Annotated in this window: 18 protein-coding genes; 4 read left to right on the forward strand and 14 right to left on the reverse strand. The window is 64.1% G+C overall.

Going from position 1 to position 16,920, the window contains the following annotated elements:
• Positions 1 to 2: 2 nt before the first annotated feature.
• The 10 genes from CA951_RS23040 to CA951_RS23085 all read right to left on the reverse strand — a co-directional run bounded on the left by CA951_RS23040 (position 3) and on the right by CA951_RS23085 (position 9,733).
• A complete protein-coding gene (locus CA951_RS23040) occupies positions 3 to 1,310 on the reverse strand; it encodes a sugar ABC transporter substrate-binding protein (protein ID WP_179220283.1) in 1,308 nt (435 codons plus the stop codon).
• A complete protein-coding gene (locus CA951_RS23045; RefSeq protein ID WP_218780510.1) occupies positions 1,303 to 2,559 on the reverse strand; it encodes an agarase in 1,257 nt (418 codons plus the stop codon). The genes CA951_RS23040 and CA951_RS23045 overlap by 8 nt, the downstream gene beginning before the upstream one ends.
• Before the next feature lie 347 nt (positions 2,560 to 2,906).
• On the reverse strand, positions 2,907 to 3,509 hold the full coding sequence (locus CA951_RS23050) for a TetR/AcrR family transcriptional regulator (protein WP_218780511.1): 603 nt from the start codon (positions 3,507 to 3,509) through the stop codon (positions 2,907 to 2,909).
• Positions 3,510 to 3,740: 231 nt separating this feature from the next.
• Positions 3,741 to 4,538 (reverse strand): oxidoreductase, encoded by a 798-nt coding sequence (locus CA951_RS23055; RefSeq protein ID WP_087559032.1) that lies wholly within the window; start codon positions 4,536 to 4,538, stop codon positions 3,741 to 3,743.
• A gap of 62 nt (positions 4,539 to 4,600) precedes the next feature.
• Positions 4,601 to 5,485 carry an alpha/beta fold hydrolase gene (locus tag CA951_RS23060; RefSeq protein WP_087559033.1) on the reverse strand — a complete coding sequence of 295 codons (885 nt, stop codon included), beginning with the start codon at positions 5,483 to 5,485 and terminating at the stop codon, positions 4,601 to 4,603.
• A 25-nt stretch (positions 5,486 to 5,510) separates the two neighbouring features.
• Complete coding sequence (locus tag CA951_RS23065) at positions 5,511 to 6,338, reverse strand: SDR family NAD(P)-dependent oxidoreductase (RefSeq protein ID WP_179220284.1); 828 nt, start codon at positions 6,336 to 6,338, stop codon at positions 5,511 to 5,513.
• Positions 6,339 to 6,447: 109 nt separating this feature from the next.
• Positions 6,448 to 7,245 carry an SDR family NAD(P)-dependent oxidoreductase gene (locus tag CA951_RS23070; protein WP_087559035.1) on the reverse strand — a complete coding sequence of 266 codons (798 nt, stop codon included), beginning with the start codon at positions 7,243 to 7,245 and terminating at the stop codon, positions 6,448 to 6,450.
• Positions 7,246 to 7,248: 3 nt separating this feature from the next.
• Positions 7,249 to 7,713, reverse strand: coding sequence for a nuclear transport factor 2 family protein (locus CA951_RS23075; RefSeq protein ID WP_087559036.1), 465 nt, complete (start codon positions 7,711 to 7,713; stop codon positions 7,249 to 7,251).
• A gap of 26 nt (positions 7,714 to 7,739) precedes the next feature.
• Entirely contained in the window at positions 7,740 to 8,840 is a 1,101-nt protein-coding gene (locus tag CA951_RS23080; RefSeq protein ID WP_087559037.1) for a maleylacetate reductase, read from the reverse strand.
• 17 nt (positions 8,841 to 8,857) lie between these two features.
• Positions 8,858 to 9,733, reverse strand: coding sequence for an intradiol ring-cleavage dioxygenase (locus CA951_RS23085; RefSeq protein WP_087559038.1), 876 nt, complete (start codon positions 9,731 to 9,733; stop codon positions 8,858 to 8,860).
• A 465-nt stretch (positions 9,734 to 10,198) separates the two neighbouring features.
• On the opposite strand from CA951_RS23085, the gene CA951_RS23090 reads away from it, so the two are divergent.
• Both CA951_RS23090 and CA951_RS23095 read left to right on the forward strand, forming a co-directional pair.
• Entirely contained in the window at positions 10,199 to 10,618 is a 420-nt protein-coding gene (locus CA951_RS23090) for a cupin domain-containing protein (RefSeq protein WP_179220285.1), read from the forward strand.
• Between the two features lie 154 nt (positions 10,619 to 10,772).
• Complete coding sequence (locus tag CA951_RS23095; RefSeq protein ID WP_256974043.1) at positions 10,773 to 11,450, forward strand: cupin domain-containing protein; 678 nt, start codon at positions 10,773 to 10,775, stop codon at positions 11,448 to 11,450.
• Between the two features lie 66 nt (positions 11,451 to 11,516).
• On the opposite strand, the gene CA951_RS23100 is transcribed toward CA951_RS23095, so the two are convergent.
• The 3 genes from CA951_RS23100 to CA951_RS23110 are packed head-to-tail and all read right to left on the reverse strand — an operon-like array spanning position 11,517 to position 13,657.
• On the reverse strand, positions 11,517 to 12,740 hold the full coding sequence (locus CA951_RS23100; RefSeq protein ID WP_087559040.1) for an O-succinylhomoserine sulfhydrylase: 1,224 nt from the start codon (positions 12,738 to 12,740) through the stop codon (positions 11,517 to 11,519).
• On the reverse strand, positions 12,737 to 13,156 hold the full coding sequence (locus CA951_RS23105; RefSeq protein WP_087559200.1) for a rhodanese-like domain-containing protein: 420 nt from the start codon (positions 13,154 to 13,156) through the stop codon (positions 12,737 to 12,739). The genes CA951_RS23100 and CA951_RS23105 overlap by 4 nt, the downstream gene beginning before the upstream one ends.
• Before the next feature lie 48 nt (positions 13,157 to 13,204).
• A complete protein-coding gene (locus CA951_RS23110; RefSeq protein ID WP_087559041.1) occupies positions 13,205 to 13,657 on the reverse strand; it encodes a hypothetical protein in 453 nt (150 codons plus the stop codon).
• A 213-nt stretch (positions 13,658 to 13,870) separates the two neighbouring features.
• Between CA951_RS23110 and CA951_RS23115 the strand changes: the two genes are divergently transcribed.
• Together CA951_RS23115 and CA951_RS23120 are read left to right on the forward strand one after the other, a co-directional pair.
• Complete coding sequence (locus CA951_RS23115; protein ID WP_087559042.1) at positions 13,871 to 15,262, forward strand: FAD-dependent oxidoreductase; 1,392 nt, start codon at positions 13,871 to 13,873, stop codon at positions 15,260 to 15,262.
• A 123-nt stretch (positions 15,263 to 15,385) separates the two neighbouring features.
• Positions 15,386 to 16,141 (forward strand): amidohydrolase, encoded by a 756-nt coding sequence (locus tag CA951_RS23120; RefSeq protein WP_087559043.1) that lies wholly within the window; start codon positions 15,386 to 15,388, stop codon positions 16,139 to 16,141.
• 14 nt (positions 16,142 to 16,155) lie between these two features.
• Here the strand turns inward: CA951_RS23120 and CA951_RS23125 are convergent, their stop codons facing one another.
• Positions 16,156 to 16,920 (reverse strand): hypothetical protein, encoded by a 765-nt coding sequence (locus tag CA951_RS23125; protein WP_087559044.1) that lies wholly within the window; start codon positions 16,918 to 16,920, stop codon positions 16,156 to 16,158.

Consider the following 16,920-nt stretch of genomic DNA (forward strand, 5'->3'; position numbering starts at 1 on the left):
CCTCAGGACTTGAAGGGGCCGGACCGGTAACGATCCGCGTAGTCCGCTGTCACTCGGCTGAACTCGGCCGTGAAACCGGGCTCCGAGTACGCTCCGTTGAGGGAACGACCGGACTTGTCGAGACCGCGCCAGTGCAGTTCGGGGTCGATGGGAATCATCAAGTTCTGGGGATCCCAGTCGCCCGGATTCAGGGTGCGACTCATTTTTGCGACGTCATAGGGCAGTCCGTTTCGGTAGACCTTGTTGTACGCGTCTTCCGCGTTCTCGCGGGTGATCAGCGTGGACTCCTGGTACATCATCCGCTCCGGCAGGGTGGGCTTCCATCCGTTGAGCGCATCGAAGGCCGCCACCGCCGAGTAGGCAGCCAGGTGCGGTGGCACCGACATGTGCGTGACCGCCATGTTGGGCCCGGTCATGATCTTCTGCAGGTTCTCCTTGTTTCCGTCGATGCCGGAGACTTTGACGTGCCGCATGTTTCGTTCCTCGAGCACGCTGAGGACGCCGTTGGCCTGCGCGTCACTCTGCGCGAACACCGCGACCATGTCCGGATACGCAGTGACCATGTTCAGCATCACCGATCGCGACTTCTCGCGATCCCACTCTCCGAACAGGCCGCCGACGAGTTCGATTCCAGGGTTTTCCGCGAGGGCGCGAGCCAGCCCCGCGCTCCGGTAGAGATCGGGTGTCGAACCTCTCAGACCAGCGATGTGAACGACCTTGCCCGTGTTGCCGATCTGCCGAAAGAGCTCGGTCGCCACCTCGTACGCGATCTTCTCCGAGGGCGGCGTGACGTGGGCGACCAAGTAGTCCCCCACGTCGATCGGAGTCAACCACGGCTGGAGTTCCCACGACGGCACCCAATAGGTTTGATTCTCCTGAATGGTCCGGGCCATCGCGGGAACGATCCCGGCAGTCGCGGGTGCCCCGATCAGCATCCGGCTTCCGGTCGCCTTCACGGTCTGCAACTGTCCGACCTGCTTCGCCGGATCGTTGTCGTGGTAGAACTGGCGGGCGCTGCATTCCAACGCCTTCGTGGCCGCCTCGTATCCGGCGTTCCAGCTGTTCCAGTAGTCGTTCGTGAGGCCGTAAATTTGTTGCGAGATGCGCCCGGTCTGAAGGTCGACACCGGTCGCCGACCGGACCGTGCCGCTCGCGGCGGCCGACTCTCGATTGCAGGCGGCGACAAGCGGAGCAGCCGCTATGCCGGCGCCTGCCAACGTCGCGAGCTTCAGAAACGATCGGCGCGCAAGAGGATCCCTGAGACTGTTCGCCGCGTTGATGAGCTTCTGTTCGTCGGAAACCCTACGCATCGGACATCCTTGCCGCGTCGTCATAGATTGCGCCGTTGAACGCGCGGACCTGGTCGACGAGATCGCCGTAAGGCTCGTCCTCGTGATCCTTCAGTCCCCAACCGCGGGCGTCGTTCTCGATGTAGCCGCACCAGTGCCAACCAACCAGCCACGGCTCGCCGAGGACGCGGCCGATGCTCTGGACGTAGTCGTTACCACGGGCCGCGTGATCCTGCAGTGCAGTGCGGTCCGGGTTCAGCACGGTGGGGGCGCAGTTGCCGATGTCGGCGATGAGGACAGGCTTGTCGATGCCGGCGGACCACTTCGCGAGATCGTTGCGCATGACTTCGCGGTCCTGGCGCTCATCCGTGAAGTACTGGATCGACAGAACGTCGATGAACGGCCGCGCGGCGTCGAGGACCGGCTGCGGAATACCCTTGTTTCCGTTGTATCTGTCGCCCAGGATCAGGTGATTCGGATCCTGCGCTTTGATGTGCCGGGTCACCGTCTCGTAGTACTTGTGCGCGACCTCGTACAGCCGTTCGTCACGCTCCTGTGGACTCAGCCCCTGCAACGAGGGGAAGTCGGCGCCGGACGCATGCGGCAGCCACGCCGGAATGTCCACGAGGAAGTATCCGAGCAACTTCTCGTTGTCGGCCTGGTCGAAACAGATTTGGCGCGCTTGATATTCGACGAAGTCTTCCCAGTCGGACGAGAAGAGGTCCGGATGGATCGGGTTGCCGTTCCAGTCCTCGATCTGCGCCACGCGCAGGTTCTGAACGAAGGGCATGCCCGCGATCTCGTAGTCCGCGCTGCTGAAACCCTGTGAGTGCTGCAAGTCGAAGGTCTTGTTCCAGTCGGTGATCAGCTCCCCACCACCACTGACCCACTGCTGTGTCCAGCCGAGAGTGTTGAAGCCCCAATCCCTCAGGTCGCGTACGACGCCTTCTCGGATCCAGGTCTCGCGATTGCCGTACTTCTCCCGCCAGATATGCGCGTTGTAATGGTGCTTGAGGTCTGTGTCTTCCGCGTGATTGACACCTGCCGAGAGGAATCCGTTCCCTGCCGGGTCGATGAACCACCATCGGCCGTCGATCCTCTCGACTCTGAAGAAGCCGGTAGCCCTGGAGGTGACGTCGGGGGTCCCGCCCCACGGGTTGAGACGCCTGGGCGCACATGCACTCATGTTGTTCCTTTTCTGCTGATCCGATGTCCGCCCTCGACGAGGCGCAGAATTACCCGAGACAATTACTCTCGGTGAGGCCCGCACTGGGAAAGCTGGGTGATCCCCAACACATTGCGATGCGTGCAAGAGTGCTACGTCACACCTGAATTGTCAACGGCCGAACGGGAATGCGCGAAGAATTTCCCGAAAGCCAGGATCGCGACCAACCGATATGGAGCCCTACCTGCATAAATAGAATAATTCGCCGATCAGACGAGATATTCAGAATTCGCATTCAGAAGGCCTGTTCAGAATCGGTGATCAGAATTGCCGTTCTACGTCTGAACACACGTGAATTCCACATTTCATTCGGCCGCACGAATACTTGCAGCCTTAAGGCCGAAATATGCTCGGCAACAGCCGATTTCACCTACGGACGGATGATCCGCAGGTCACCACGAGGCGACAATCGAGTCGACCAGGTCGCGCAACTCACGCCTGCTCGTGCCATGCTTCACCTGCACCGCCATTCCCTGAACGACGGTCGACACGAAGAAGGCAGCCTTGGCCGGCGTCATCCCGGGCGGTAGTGGCTCACGACGCATCGTCGCGGCGAATCGCGCTTCGAGCGCAGCCTGGGTCCGGTCGCGGCTTCGAATCAGTTCGAGCCGAACATCGTCCGACTCCGAACACGAGAGTGTGGCATTGGTTTCGAGGCACCCTGGAGGTGTGTTCAGATCCGTATGCAGGTCGGCCAAGCCGTGGAGCAGCTTCTCGACGATTCTCCGTGGAGTGTGTTCGGCCAGCGCATCGTCACGAAAAGACAGATACTTCTGCCGGTAGCGTTCGACCGCGCGCGCGAACAGATCTTCCTTGCTGTCGAACACGCGATAGAAGCTGGCCCGGTTCAATCCGGTCGCGCAGAGGAGCCCGGCCAGGGACGCCCCTTCGTATCCACGAAGCCAGAACAGACGAAGAGCCCCCTCGAGTGCACGGTCCTCGTCGTATCCGCGCGGAGCGCCCATCAGAACCCACACCCGGTCGTCGCCACACATGCAGTTTCACTGCCCAGCAGGAACATCGGCATCTCCCACGAAGTACGCCACAACGACACTAGTACGTTCTAGTAGCAAAGACTAGATTCCTCGTCGGGGCTCGGTCAAGGTCACGCCGATTTCGATCCGGAGAACCGAGTTCGGCGGCGGATCAACGGTCAGTCAGTTGATCCGCCGCCGACGCGGTCTACGCCCCCGACGCCGGAACAACCGGCACGTCACTCCACACCGTCACACGCTGCGCATCGTTCCACCGTCGATTGCGTATTCGGCGCCGATGACGGACCGGCACCGGTCGGACACCAGAAAGCCGACCAGCTCCGCTACTTCAGCGGTCGTGGCCACGTCACCCAGGGGAACTCCGCCGAAGAGGCCCATCAACTCCGCCTTCCCCTCGTCCAGAGAGTCCGCGAAATCCTGCGACATCTCCGTCTCGACGATTCCCGGGGCGATGCTGTTGACCCGAACTCCGAATGGTGCCACCTCGACGGCGAGCGCCTTGCTGTACGCGGTCAGCGCCGCTTTGCTCGTCGCGTAGGGAACGGAGGAACCGAGGGCGAATCTACGTTGGATGGAGCTGATGTGAACGACAGCACCGGACCCCTGGCTCTTCATCGCGGGAATGAGCTCTCGATCCACACGGACCGCCGCCATGAGGTTCGTCTCCAGCGCGACGTCCCAGTCGTGCTCCCCCATCGAGAGAACTCCGTCGTCCGACAAGGTCGCCGCGCCCGCCGAGTGGACGACGATGTCGATACCACCCAGCCGGTCCAGCACTGCGTGTGCCACGCGCTGGGCCTCGTCGGGCTGCGTGAGGTCACCGGTGATCAGGTCCGGAAGCGATGGGTTCTGTGCGGGCCGCGAACGGGCCACGGTCGCTACTCGGGCACCGCGTTCGCGCAGATGGTGGGAGATCGCGGCCCCGATACCGCGTGAGCCCCCGGTAACCAGGACCCGCTTCCCGTCGAATTCGCCGTGCGGATTCGACTCGGGCGCGGTGTCCCGAACTCCGTTGTCCGATACGGACATGTTTGCTCCATTTCACTTTGTGCCTTGTGGTGCGCGATCGTGCGCACCACGGGCCGTACTGGTTACGCCGGAACTTCTTTGAGGAATGCCTGGACTGACTCGAGGAACTCGGCGGGGCGCTCTTCCGGGAGCCAGTGACCGCAATTCGGTACCACGACGCCGCGCACGTTCTCGGCCACCGCCTCCATGGAGCTGACACACAGATCCCGGATGCTGTTGGCGCCCCCGAGTGCGAGGACGGGAATGGTCAGCTTGGTCTTCGACAGTTCGGCATTGTCGATACCGTCCTGGTAGAAGGCCCGGTACAGCTCGAGTCGCAGACCACCCGGGCCCGAGTAACTCCGCACATAGACGTCGATGTCCTCGTCCGTGATGCCGTCGAGGTTGTACATCTGCATGCGGTAGAACCACCGGAGGTACTCGCGCTCTTTACCACTGATCAGCATTTCGGCCACATGACTCGCTGCGTGGAACGACAAGTGCCACAGACGAAGCTCGTCGCGCTGATCCATGAAGTACTCGATGCCCTTGTCCCCCGCGACGCCCTTGAGTGCCATCTCGCAGAAGACGAGGCTGCGGACCTCGTCGCGGTGAGTCGCCGCGTATGCATATGCGACAGCGGCGCCGTGGTCATGGCCTGCGACGTGCACGGGCCCCAACTCGAGCTTTTCCACCAGCTGGTGGATGTCCTGAGCCACCGTCTTCTTGTCGTATCCCGTCAGCGGCTTTTCCGGGACGCCGGAGTCGCCCAGGCCACGAAGATCGGGCACGATGACCGTGAAGTGGTCGGCCAGCTGGGAAATGACCTTCCGCCACATGTACCAGGTCGAGCCCCAGCCGTGCAGAAGCACCAGCGGCGGCCCGTCGCCTCCGCGAACGTAGTGCAACCGGACCTCGTCGAGGTCGATCATGTGATGTGAGAACCGTGGGTCCAGTTCGTATGTCATGGTGATTCCTTTGGGAGAGAGTGTGTCAACGGAACAAGACGCCACCGTTGACGTCGATGGACGCCCCGGTGACATAACGTGCTTCGTCCGAAGTGAGGAAGAGAACAGCGTTGGCGATGTCGACGGGATCCGCCGAACGCCCCAGCGGGATGTGGGCGTACTCCTGATCGCGGAACTCTTCGAACGTGATCGATCTCTTGGCGGCCTCCTCGACCAGGGCCTGGCGGTGCAGGTCGGTGTTGGTCATCCCCGGCGCTACGGTGTTCACGGTGATGCCGTCGCCTGCCACCTCCGCAGCAAGGGATTGCGCCAGGACGATGATTGCCGCCTTCGACGCGCAGTAAGCAGAGAACAGTGCCTGGCCGACGCGTCCCCAGAACGAGGCGATCAGCACGATTCGCCCGCGCCCCTGCCCCTTCAGTACCGGCACCGCGGCCTTGGCGAACAGGAACGGTCCTGTCACGTTGATGGCGAAGACGCGATTCCATTCGGCTTCCGGCAAGGCGACGACGTCTGCGGGGTTGTTCACGACGCCTGCGGCGATGACGACGTTGTCGAATGCTCCGAACTGGGCGGTGGTCTCGGATACCACACGTTCGCAGTCCGCGAGCGAGGTGATGTCGGCAACGGTGCCGACCACGGTGACGGCCGGATACTCGGCCGCCAGTCTGGCCGCCGTTTCGGTGACGGCCGGATCGATGTCGGCTATGACGACGTTCGACCCCTCCTGTGCGAGACGCTCCGCGGTGGACTTCCCGATTCCTTTCGATCCACCGACGACGATGGAAGTGTGACCGTTGAAGCGCGCCGTGACGGACGGCTTCAACTCGTGTGCAGCCGCTTCGAGCGACATTGTTGAACTCCTCTGCTGTGAATGTGCGTATTCGAAGGTGTTCTCGCGCATCTTTCGATGAGCGCGTGGAGGTGAGTGGGCGGATCGGCGCGGTCTCGCGATCGGCACATCAGAGGATGCTGCCGATCGAGCCACCGTCGACGCCGTACACACTCGAGGTCACGTAGGACGCCAGGTCCGAGGCGAGGAACACCACGACGTTGGCCACCTCGGCGGGCGTCCCGATCCTGGCCAACGGGAGATGCCGTGACTTCATCTCCGCCTCGATCGATTCCGTTCGGTCGACACCGTGCACTGCGGCGAAGGTGTCTGCGAGGCCGCCTGCGCGCTCCCACATCGGTGACATGATCGCGCCCGGCGCCACCGCGTTGACCCTGATATCGGGGCCTTCGGCCTTCGCCAACGACGTCGTGAGCGACAGGATCGCTGCTTTCGATGCCGCGTAGTCGGGACCGCCGATGATGGGCTGCCTGCCGAGATCGGATGCGTTGTTGACGATTGCTCCGCGCCCGGCGGCACGCATCAGCGGAAGCACATAGGAGATCGCACGTACCTGGCTCATGAAGTTCAGTTCCATGCTGTTCATCCAGTCGGCGTCGGAGAGGGTGTCGAAGACGCCGAGGCTGCCGGCTCCCACGTTGTTGAACAGCACGTCGACCCGGTCTGCGAACGGGTGCAGCACCTGGGCGAAGCCACTCCCCACGCCGCTCTCGCTCGCGAGGTCGGCGACGGCGTAATGCGTGACGGTCCGGTCGAGTTCATCCGACAGTGCCGTCAACCCGGCTTCGTCGCGGTCGACCAGCGCCAGGTGCGCCCCCTCGGCGGCAAAGGCTCTTGCGGCCGCCGCTCCGATACCTGATGCGGCGCCGGTGATCAGAACGATCTTGCCGCTGAGGCCAGTATCCATTGTCTATCGCCTCTCTCGAGTCCTGCGTGACGGGGGCAGTGCTGTGTTCGGGTCGTCGGGGGTGTGAAGATCTTCCGCGTCCGCAGCACTTCCACGGAGCGGAGTCGGCTGGTACGCCAGCAACTTCCATCCCGAGCCCGAGTACTTCCATACGGCAAGGCAGCGGTTGCGCAGCCGCTTCGGTCTGCCGCCTGCTGTGATGTGGGCGTTCATCTCTCCGACGACGAGTGCGACATCGCCCACGATTCGGACGAAATCGATGGGATGCTCGATCTTGTGGTAGACGTAGAATCCGCTGCGCACCTTGTCGAGATACGTCGCGAGGGTGTCGGTGTCGCCCGAGGAGTGCGAATAGGCGAGATCGGGATGACACAATCTCGCGAACGTGTCGAAATCCTGACCGACTACCGCGTCGTATCGTGCATCCTCGAGTTCGCGGATCGTGAGTGTGTCTGTGGCGTTTGCCATGTGAAGCTCCTGGCTCGACGGCAGAACTATCGTGCCGATTCGGTTCGAAGGTCGGAAACGGTGGGCCGCCTGCCGGCGAGCGCATCCTGCAGGAGGCCCCGAAGGCCTTCCTCGGTCACCTCACGCGGATTCGCGTACGGGTTTCTCAGCGCCTGCTCGACGACGGTGTCGATGTCGCTCCCGGTCATGCCGATCTGTGTCAGAGCGTGCGGAATGGGGAGGCCCTGCGTGAGTTCCCACAGAGCTACTGCCGCGGAAGTGTCGGCGTGGAGGGCGCGCCGAACTGCGGCCCGCGCCGCCGGAGCGCTCGACTCGTTGTATGCCATCGAATAGGGCAGGACGATTGCGTGTGTTTGCGCGTGAGGCAAGTTCAGCGTCCCGCCGATCGCGTGGCAGAGCTTGTGGTGGAGGGACATCGTGGTGGCACCGAGACTGGCGCCGCACAGCCACGCGCCGTACAGGGCCCTAGTGCGGTGGTCGATGTTCCGTGGATCCGTGACCACTCGTGGGAGTGCCTCGGCGAAGGCGCGAATTCCCTCCTCTGCCATCAGTGAGATGATTGGCGACGCATCCGGCGCATACAGGGCTTCGACCGCGTGGGCCATTGCATTCATCCCACTTGCCGCCGACAATTCGGCAGGAAGTGTGGTGGTGAGTCCCGGGTCGTACAGGACGAGTGCGGGGAGCACGGACGGGCTCGAGCCGGTCTGCTTGTGACCGTCGCGGGTCGAACCCCAGACCGGCGTCATCTCCGATCCGGCGTACGTGGTCGGAATCGCAATGATGGGCATTCGGTGCTGGAGCGCAATTGCCTTGCCCAGTCCGACCGATGAGCCGCCGCCGACCACGACGCACCCGTCCGCACCCCGGTCGAGGGCGAACCGGACGGCATCGTCGGCCACTTCTACCGGTACGTGCATCTCGGCTCTGTCGAAGATGCCGGCGCCACGGTCGTCGAGACGGGCGAGCACCGATTCCGCCACCGTTCGTTGCTCCGGGGTGCAGACGACGATCGCCCGCTCGATTCCGAGTTCTGCGATGTGCGATCGAAGTTGGCCGAGTACATCGGTGCCGAAGCGAACCCTCATCGGGAGGGCGGTGTATCCGAATTCGGACTGGAAACTCATGACAAATCCACCATCCGTTAGCCGTCTTCACTCAGAGTCACATCGAAATGCACTGCGCGGAAGGGACTGTCGAACTCCAATTTCGCGGCCCGGTCCGGATCGTCGACGACGGCGAACTGCCGGATGAGGCTTTCCTTTACACCGAACACGACGTCGGAGTCCAGGTAGGGGCTGTCGTCGACGAAGAGATGAGTGGTGACGGGCTGATACCCCTCGGCGGCGGCGATGAAGTGCATGTGCGCGGGCCTGTTCGGATGACGGCCGGTCCGTTCGAGAAGCACACCCACGGGCCCGTCGTCGGGAATCGGGTAGAACCGCGGGACGATCGTCCGGAACCAGAATCGTCCGTCCTCGTCGGTCCGGAACAATCCCCTGAGGTTGCGATGCGGTTGAATGTCCGGCTGCTGGACGTCGTAGAAGCCGTCGGCATTGGCCTGCCACACGTCGACGGTCGCACCGGCGACGGGTGTGCCCTCCGGCCCCGTGACCCGTCCCGTCACGAGGCATTGTTCCCCGCCGCCGTCGAGCGCGATGTTCGCGCCGAGTTCGCGATCCGGAGATTCAACCATGTGAAACGGTCCCAGCACCGTCTGCTCGGTCGTGTCGTCGAGCGCCCGGTGGTTGATGGTCTCCACCAGCATCGACACACCCAGCACATCCGACAGCAGAATGAACTCCTGCCGCACGTCGTTGCAGCTCTGCCCGGTTGCGGTCAGAAAGTCGATCCCTACTCTCCACTCCTCGTCAGTGAGCTGGACCTCCTTCACGAATGCGTGGAGGTGCGTCACCAGCGAACTCAGGATTTCGCGCAACCGCGGACCGGTGCCGTCGCCGAAGCTGTCCACGACTACTTCGGCGGAGCGTTCCTCACTGAACAATCCTCTACGGCTCATGTTCGGCCGTCCTTCCGTCAACGTTCTCGACACTTCAACCGGCTCCTATGCCGTTCAGTGCGGGCGACCTCTCGTGGGGTACCGCACGCCGTCCGTTGCCTTCGACGGGAACGGGGTGAGCATCAATTTCACTCACACTAAATATTGTGACATGGAGCATGCCTATTTGAAAAGGGATTGTCAACTGCACTGAAATCACCGGAGTCACGCGCTGCACGAATCCCGATCGAGAGTGACGCTCAGGGGACACCCAGGAACAATGCCGAAGAAAACGTGGTTGAACTGCGTCGACTCTACTGAGACGCGGGGACGGCGCAGCAGGCCGATGATTGACAACCTCGCCGGCCCGAGTGCATGATCGGATTCAGAATATTAAGCCAGAGTGAAATCCATGCCGGCCCCGCCGCCGCGGGCGTCACAGGACTTCGACAGCCGCTTCACAACGACCCGCACAACAGGAGAATCATGTTCATCAAGCGTGCCGACCAACTCGAGCCGGAAATCGTCCACGACACCGGCGCTGTCTACTGGATCGTCCCCGAGGGATCCATGCGCGAGGAGACCGAAGGGTCCTCGTTCTTCGACTTCGTCTCCGAATTCACCGTGCAACCCGGCGCCCAGCTGCAGCCGCACTACCACGACACTTTCGAGTTCTACTACATCCTTTCGGGCCGGGCGGTCATGCAGATCGAGGACGAGGCCAGCCATGTTCAGCGGGGAGACCTCGTCAAGATCCCGCGGAATGCCCGGCACACCATCTGGCCGACCGGCGACGAAGAGATCCGTGCACTCTGCTTCTCGACGTCATTCCAGGCCCCCGGTGAGCGATTCGTCCCGTGCGAATTGCCGCGGGTCGAACCCGCCGCCGAACCCACCCGGCCCTGACAGTGACCCCACAGGGCTGAGATTCATCGACACTGAAGCATCAACCCACCCGCGCATGATTCATGTAGTCTCATTGTCGAGATTCGGCCTTCGGGAGCCTCTCTTCGCGGGGACGTGAAGTAATGGTGGACAAGGCGTCAGTGAGGAGCCGGGAGTGGACGAAGCAATTGGTGTTGCCTTCAAGCGAGCACGTCTGCAGAAGAAGATGTCGCTGCGCCAGGTAGCGGAGCCGCTCGGAATCTCGACGAGTCTGCTGTCACAGGTCGAGAACCAGAAGACTCAGCCCTCGGTCAAGACCCTGTTCGGACTCGCCGCCGTGCTCGGTGTGTCGCTGGACGAGATCGCCACTGGCGGTACCGGATTGGACGGCGCGGAAGTCAGACTCGCGCAGAACCAGGACACTGCCGCCGGTATCCAGCGTGCTATCGACAACCCCGTTCTGGAGATGGAGAAGGGGGTCCGTTGGGAGCGGCTGGCGACCGGCGGGCGCACCGACATCGAACCCCTCTTCGTAACCTACGAACCGGGCGCCTCGAGTTCCGTCGACGGAAAATTGATGCGGCACGCGGGGGTGGAGTTCGCGTACGTCCTCGAGGGCACGCTGCGGCTCAAACTGGATTTCGACGAACACGAACTGCGTGCGGGGGATTCGTTCTGCTTCGATTCGTGCCGCCCACACCTCTTCTACAATGCCGGCGACGTTGCTGCACGCGGTGTCTGGTTCGTCTTCGACACTGCGAGTCGATCGAGTGATACGACCGCGCTGAACGACGCGTTGCGCGCCGCGCGCATCGAGCCCGGCCGAAGCACGTCGCCCCACGCACCGCTCTAGGCCCTCCGGGCTCGTGCGCCTTTCTGGTTGCTGGAACAACCAGAAAGGCGCACGGGCGCGAAGCGCCTAACCCAGTGCCTGCTCCAGGTCGGTCAGGAGATCGGCGGTGTCTTCGAGTCCGACGGACAGCCGGACGACGCCGTCGGTGATGCCCACTGCCGCACGACCTTCCGGCCCCATTGCGCGGTGGGTTGTGGTGGCGGGGTGCGTGATGAGGGACTTGGAGTCGCCGAGGTTGTTGGAGATGTTGACCAGCCGCAGGCCGTCGAGGAGTTCGAATGCCCGCTTCTTCGCTTCGCTCTCGGACGCGTTCAGCGCGAAGGTGACGACGGTGCCGCCGCCGCTCATCTGCCGCTTGGCGAGGTCGTACTGGGGGTGCGACTCGAGGTACGGGTACTTGACCCAGTCGACGGCGGAGTGACCTTCGAGGAACTGGGCGATCTCCAGTGCCGAGCGGACGGAGTGCCGCACGCGGATCGGCATCGTCTCGAGCCCCTTGAGGAGCGTCCACGCGTTGAACGGGCTCAGTGCCGGCCCGGTGTGGCGCATGAGGTTCTGGACGGGACCCTCGATATAGTCCTTCGGCCCGAGGATCGCCCCGCCGAGCACGCGGCCCTGACCGTCGATGTGCTTGGTGCCGGAGTAGACGACGATGTCGGCGCCCAGGTCCAGGCTGCGCTGCAGCAGCGGGGTCGCGAACACGTTGTCGAGCACGACCTTGGCGCCGGCGGCGTGTGCGAGTTCCGCCACCCGGGGCACGTCCACGAGTGTCTGCATGGGATTCGACGGCGTCTCGAAGAACACCGCGGTGGTCGGCTCGGACAGAGCCTTCTCCCACTGGTCGAGGTCTTCACCGTCGACGAACACCGTCTCCACACCCCAGCGGGGCAGGATCTCGTTGCACACCACGAAGCAGGAGCCGAACAGGCTGCGCGCCGCGACGAGGCGGTCGCCGGCTTTGAGCAGCGCACCGAGGGCGGTGAACACCGCCGACATTCCGCTGGCGGTGGCGAAGCAGGCCTCCGCGCCCTCGATCAGGCGCAGCCGCTCCTCGAACATCTTCACGGTGGGGTTGCCGTACCGGGAGTAGACGAAGTGGTCGATGTCGCCGGTGAACGACGCCTCGGCCGCTCCCGCGCTCTCGAACACGAAACCGGAGTTCAGGAAGATCGCTTCGGACGTCTCTTCGAAGCCGGAACGGAGGGTTCCTCCGCGCACGCTGATCGTGCCCTGGCCGATGTCGTCCGGCAGCGCCTTCTGAAACGCGCCGCCTTGAGGAATTGCACTCACCACTGCCTCCACGGCAGGCCCAGAGCCCGCCAGCCGACCGCCCCACGATGACCGTCGGCGTCCAAGCCGCCTTCGAATCCGTCGAGCACGTTGTACGACGGGCCGATGCCCGCCGCTGTCGCGGCTTCCGCCGCACCGATGGACCGCTGGCCGGAACGACACAGGAAGATCACCGGGGCGTTGTCGCCGCCCGCGATCCCGGCCTCCTTCAGCTGGTCCACGAAGTTGTCGTTACGACTGCCCGTCGGGTAGCTGACCCATTCGATCAGCACGGTCTTCCGCCCGAGGGAGGTCGTGTCGGGGACTCCGACGTATTTCCACTCGGCGTCCGTCCGCACGTCCACCAGCACAGCGTCGGGATGGTCGCGGAGCAGCTCCCAGGCATGCTCCGGCGTTATGTCGCCTGCGTAACTCACCATGTCAGCTTTTCACAACCCTCTTCGGCGCGCCCTTCCGGGCAACGGTCAGTTGCAGACGACCCATGTGTCGCCGTCCCGCGTCAATTGCCATGTGTCGGTCGTCTCACCCTTGCCGTCGTCGGCGCTGACCCGGACCTCCGCCCGGGCACGGTCGCCGTTGACCTCGGACGACTCGACGCCCTGCAGCGTGACCTCGCCTTCCCGGCCCCGGAGCACCGACCGGTCGTCGGACCACGACGGACAGACCAGCGTCTTCTGCAGATCGGCGTCGTCGTGGTTGCGGGCCTGGATGAAGTCGGCGACCGAACGGTTGATGCGGTCCGCTTCCGTGACGTTCTTGTCGGCGGGCGAGAGCATGCTGGACACCACGATGGCGACGAGGATGACGACGATGACGGTGACGGCGGCGATGAACGGCACCGCCGTGATGCGCCGGGGATCCACCGGATCTTCCGCGCCTCCCGCGTCGTGCTGAGGCGATTCGCTCGAACCGGACATGACTTCCCTTCGATCTCGGCTGGCCACGAGTGTATCGAGCTGCCCCTACAAATCGTGTTTGTGACCCCCCAACGCGGAGGCGACTACCCTCTACAGGCGTGAGTCCCGAGAATGGGCTTTGCCCTGTCTGCTGCACCTCGGCCACCCGATTAGGCTGGGCTTAATTTAAGCTGAGGTTTCGTTGTCCGCCCTTCAGAAGGTAGTTCGCTCCAGATGACTGATCAGACACGTCCGTTGCGCGTTGCAATCGTGGGTGCCGGCCCCGCCGGTATCTACGCAGCCGACGCACTCATGAAATCCGATGCCGCGTCTGACGGCGGGATCAGCATCGACCTCTTCGAGCGGATGCCTGCCCCCTTCGGTCTGATCAGGTACGGCGTCGCCCCCGACCACCCCCGCATCAAGGGCATCATCACCGCCCTGCACAAGGTGCTCGACAAGCCGTCGGTCCGCCTACTCGGCAACATCGACTACGGCAGCGACATCACCCTCGAAGACCTGCACAGCTTCTACGACGCGGTGATCTTCTCCACCGGCGCCAACGCCGACCGCGCCCTCAACATCCCGGGTATCGAACTCGACGGCAGCTACGGCGCCGCCGACTTCGTCTCCTGGTACGACGGCCACCCCGACGTCCCGCGCACCTGGCCCCTCGAGGCCGAGAAGGTCGCCGTGCTCGGTGTCGGCAACGTCGCCCTCGACATCGCGCGCGTCCTCGCCAAGACCGGCGACGAACTGCTGCCGACGGAGATCCCCGCCAACGTCTACGAGGGACTCAAGGCCAACAAGGCCGTCGAGGTCCACGTGTTCGGCCGTCGCGGACCGGCGCAGGCCAAGTTCACCCCCCTCGAGCTGCGTGAACTCGATCACTCGCCGACGATCGAGGTCATCGTCGACCCCGAGGACATCGACTACGACGAGGGCTCCGAGCAGGCGCGCCGCAACTCCAAGCAGGTCGACATGGTCGCCAACACCCTGCAGGACTGGGCCATCCGCGACGTGGGCAACCGCCCGCACAAGCTGTTCCTGCACTTCTTCGAATCGCCCACCGAGGTGCTCGGCGAGGACGGCAAGGTCGTCGGCCTGCGCACCGAGCGCACCCAGCTGGACGGCACCGGCAATGTCAAGGGCACCGGCAAGTTCAACGACTGGGACGTCCAGGCCGTGTACCGCGCCGTGGGTTACCTGTCGCAGAACATCGCGAAGCTCCCGTTCGACGAGCAGGCGGGCACGGTCCCGAACGAGGCCGGCCGCGTTATCTCCGACGACACCGCCGAGGGCAACGCCCGGTTCATGCCGGCCACCTACGTCACCGGCTGGATCAAGCGCGGCCCGGTCGGCCTGATCGGCCACACCAAGGGCGACGCGAACGAGACCGTCGCGAACCTGCTCGAGGACCGGACCGGCTTCCCCGAGCCCGCCAACCCGGGCGAGGACGCGATCATCGAATTCCTCGAGGGCAAGCAGGTCCCCTACACCACGTGGCAGGGCTGGTACCGCCTCGACGCGCACGAGCGCAGCCTGGGCGAGCCCGAGGGCCGCGAGCGGATCAAGGTCGTCGAGCGTGAGGACATGCTCAAGGCCAGCGAGCCCGACAAGGCCTGATCTTCCGACTCGGTGCGAAGGGAACCTCCCGCGGGAGGTTCCCTTCCGTCGTCTCGGACCACATGTGTCCGGATGCCGACGCGATGTCCCGGCCCGTCGCCCGCACAAGGCAGGATATGAGTCGTGTTTGACGCCCACGTTCACATCATCGATCCCCGGTTCCCGGTGGTCGAGAACCACGGCTACCTTCCGGAGCCGTTCACCGTCGCCGACTACCGGGCCCGCACGGAAGGCTTCGGCGTGGACGGCGGCGCCGTCGTCACGGCCTCGTACCAGGGCACCGATCAGAATTACCTGAAAGCGGCGCTCGAGGAGCTCGGTCCCACCTGGGTGGGCGTCACTCAGATGGAGCTCGACACCACCGACGACAGCATCCTCGAACTCGACCGCGCCGGGGTCCGGGCCGTCCGGTTCAACCTTCGGCGCAGCGCGACCGACGTAAAGCTCCTCACCAAGCAGGCCCTGCGGGCGTACGAGCTGGCCGGCTGGCACGCCGAGTTCTACGTGGACGCCACCCTGCTGCTGTCGCTCGAGCCGGTGTTCGCCAAGCTGCCCGCCGTGTGCATCGACCACCTGGGAATGTCGACACGGGGCCTGCCGTACCTCCTCGACCTCGTCGACCGGGGAGTCCGGGTGAAGGCCACCGGGTTCGGGCGGACCACCATCGAGAACGTCGGCGACGTGCTGCGCAAGATCCACGCCGTCAACCCCGACGCGCTGATGTTCGGCACCGACCTACCGGGCAGCCGATCCCGAAGAGTGTTCCAGGACAGCGACATCGACATCGTCGCGGACGCGGTCGGCGACGACTTCGACAAGGTCATGGGCGGCAACGCGCGTGCGTGGTACCGCTGCGACACTCCGGGCGGACGCTGCTAGACGCGCGCCCCGTGTCAGCAGCCTTCCATCTGCACGCTGTTCATCGACACCATCTCGGCCACCGGCGGTGTCTGCGGTTGCGCCACCAGCCACATGTTGTAGTTGGTCATCTCGTCGCAGTCCAGCTGCTCGCGGCGTTCCTGCCGCCGCTCCCGCTGCCGGTCGTCCATGTCGTCGCCGTTCCGGTCGACGGCGATGCCACCGGTGGTCGATCCGTTGGCCTGACGTTCGAGCCCGCGGACGCCGTCGGGGGTCATGATCCAGCCGAGGGTGTAGTCGGTGCCGTCGTGGTTGGTGGTTGCCCGGAACAGCCCGTCCTCCGCGGCGACCGGTTTGGCCGTGAACGCCTTGTCGGGCATGCCCGGCGCGCTGACCTGCCCCGTCACGGTGCCGTCGCTCATCGACGCGGTGAGCGTCGCTCCGTCCGGCGAAGACATCGACGCCTTGTCGCCGTCCATCGTGCCGGTCATCCACGTCCACATCTCGTTGCCGTCGCACAGGAAGGCGACCATGTCGTCGCCAGACCTGGCCAGCGCGATGTACGCGTCGGTCCCGTCGACCGACCCGACGTACGTCGGGTCCATCTGCGGGGTCATCACGAAGGGTGACGGAATCTTCTCCATCATGTTCGACGCGGGCGCCGCTTCGCCGCTACTCGTGGCCTCCGCGGCGCTGGTGGCGCTCGGTGCGGACGAGTCGGACGAGTCGTCGCCGCAGCCACTCAGTGCGAGGGTCGCGGCAGCGAGCGGGGCCAGGATCCAGGTCGTCTTCTTGTTCAC

This window comes from Rhodococcus sp. NCIMB 12038, assembly GCF_002165735.1.
Taxonomy (GTDB): Bacteria; Actinomycetota; Actinomycetes; order Mycobacteriales; family Mycobacteriaceae; genus Rhodococcus_F.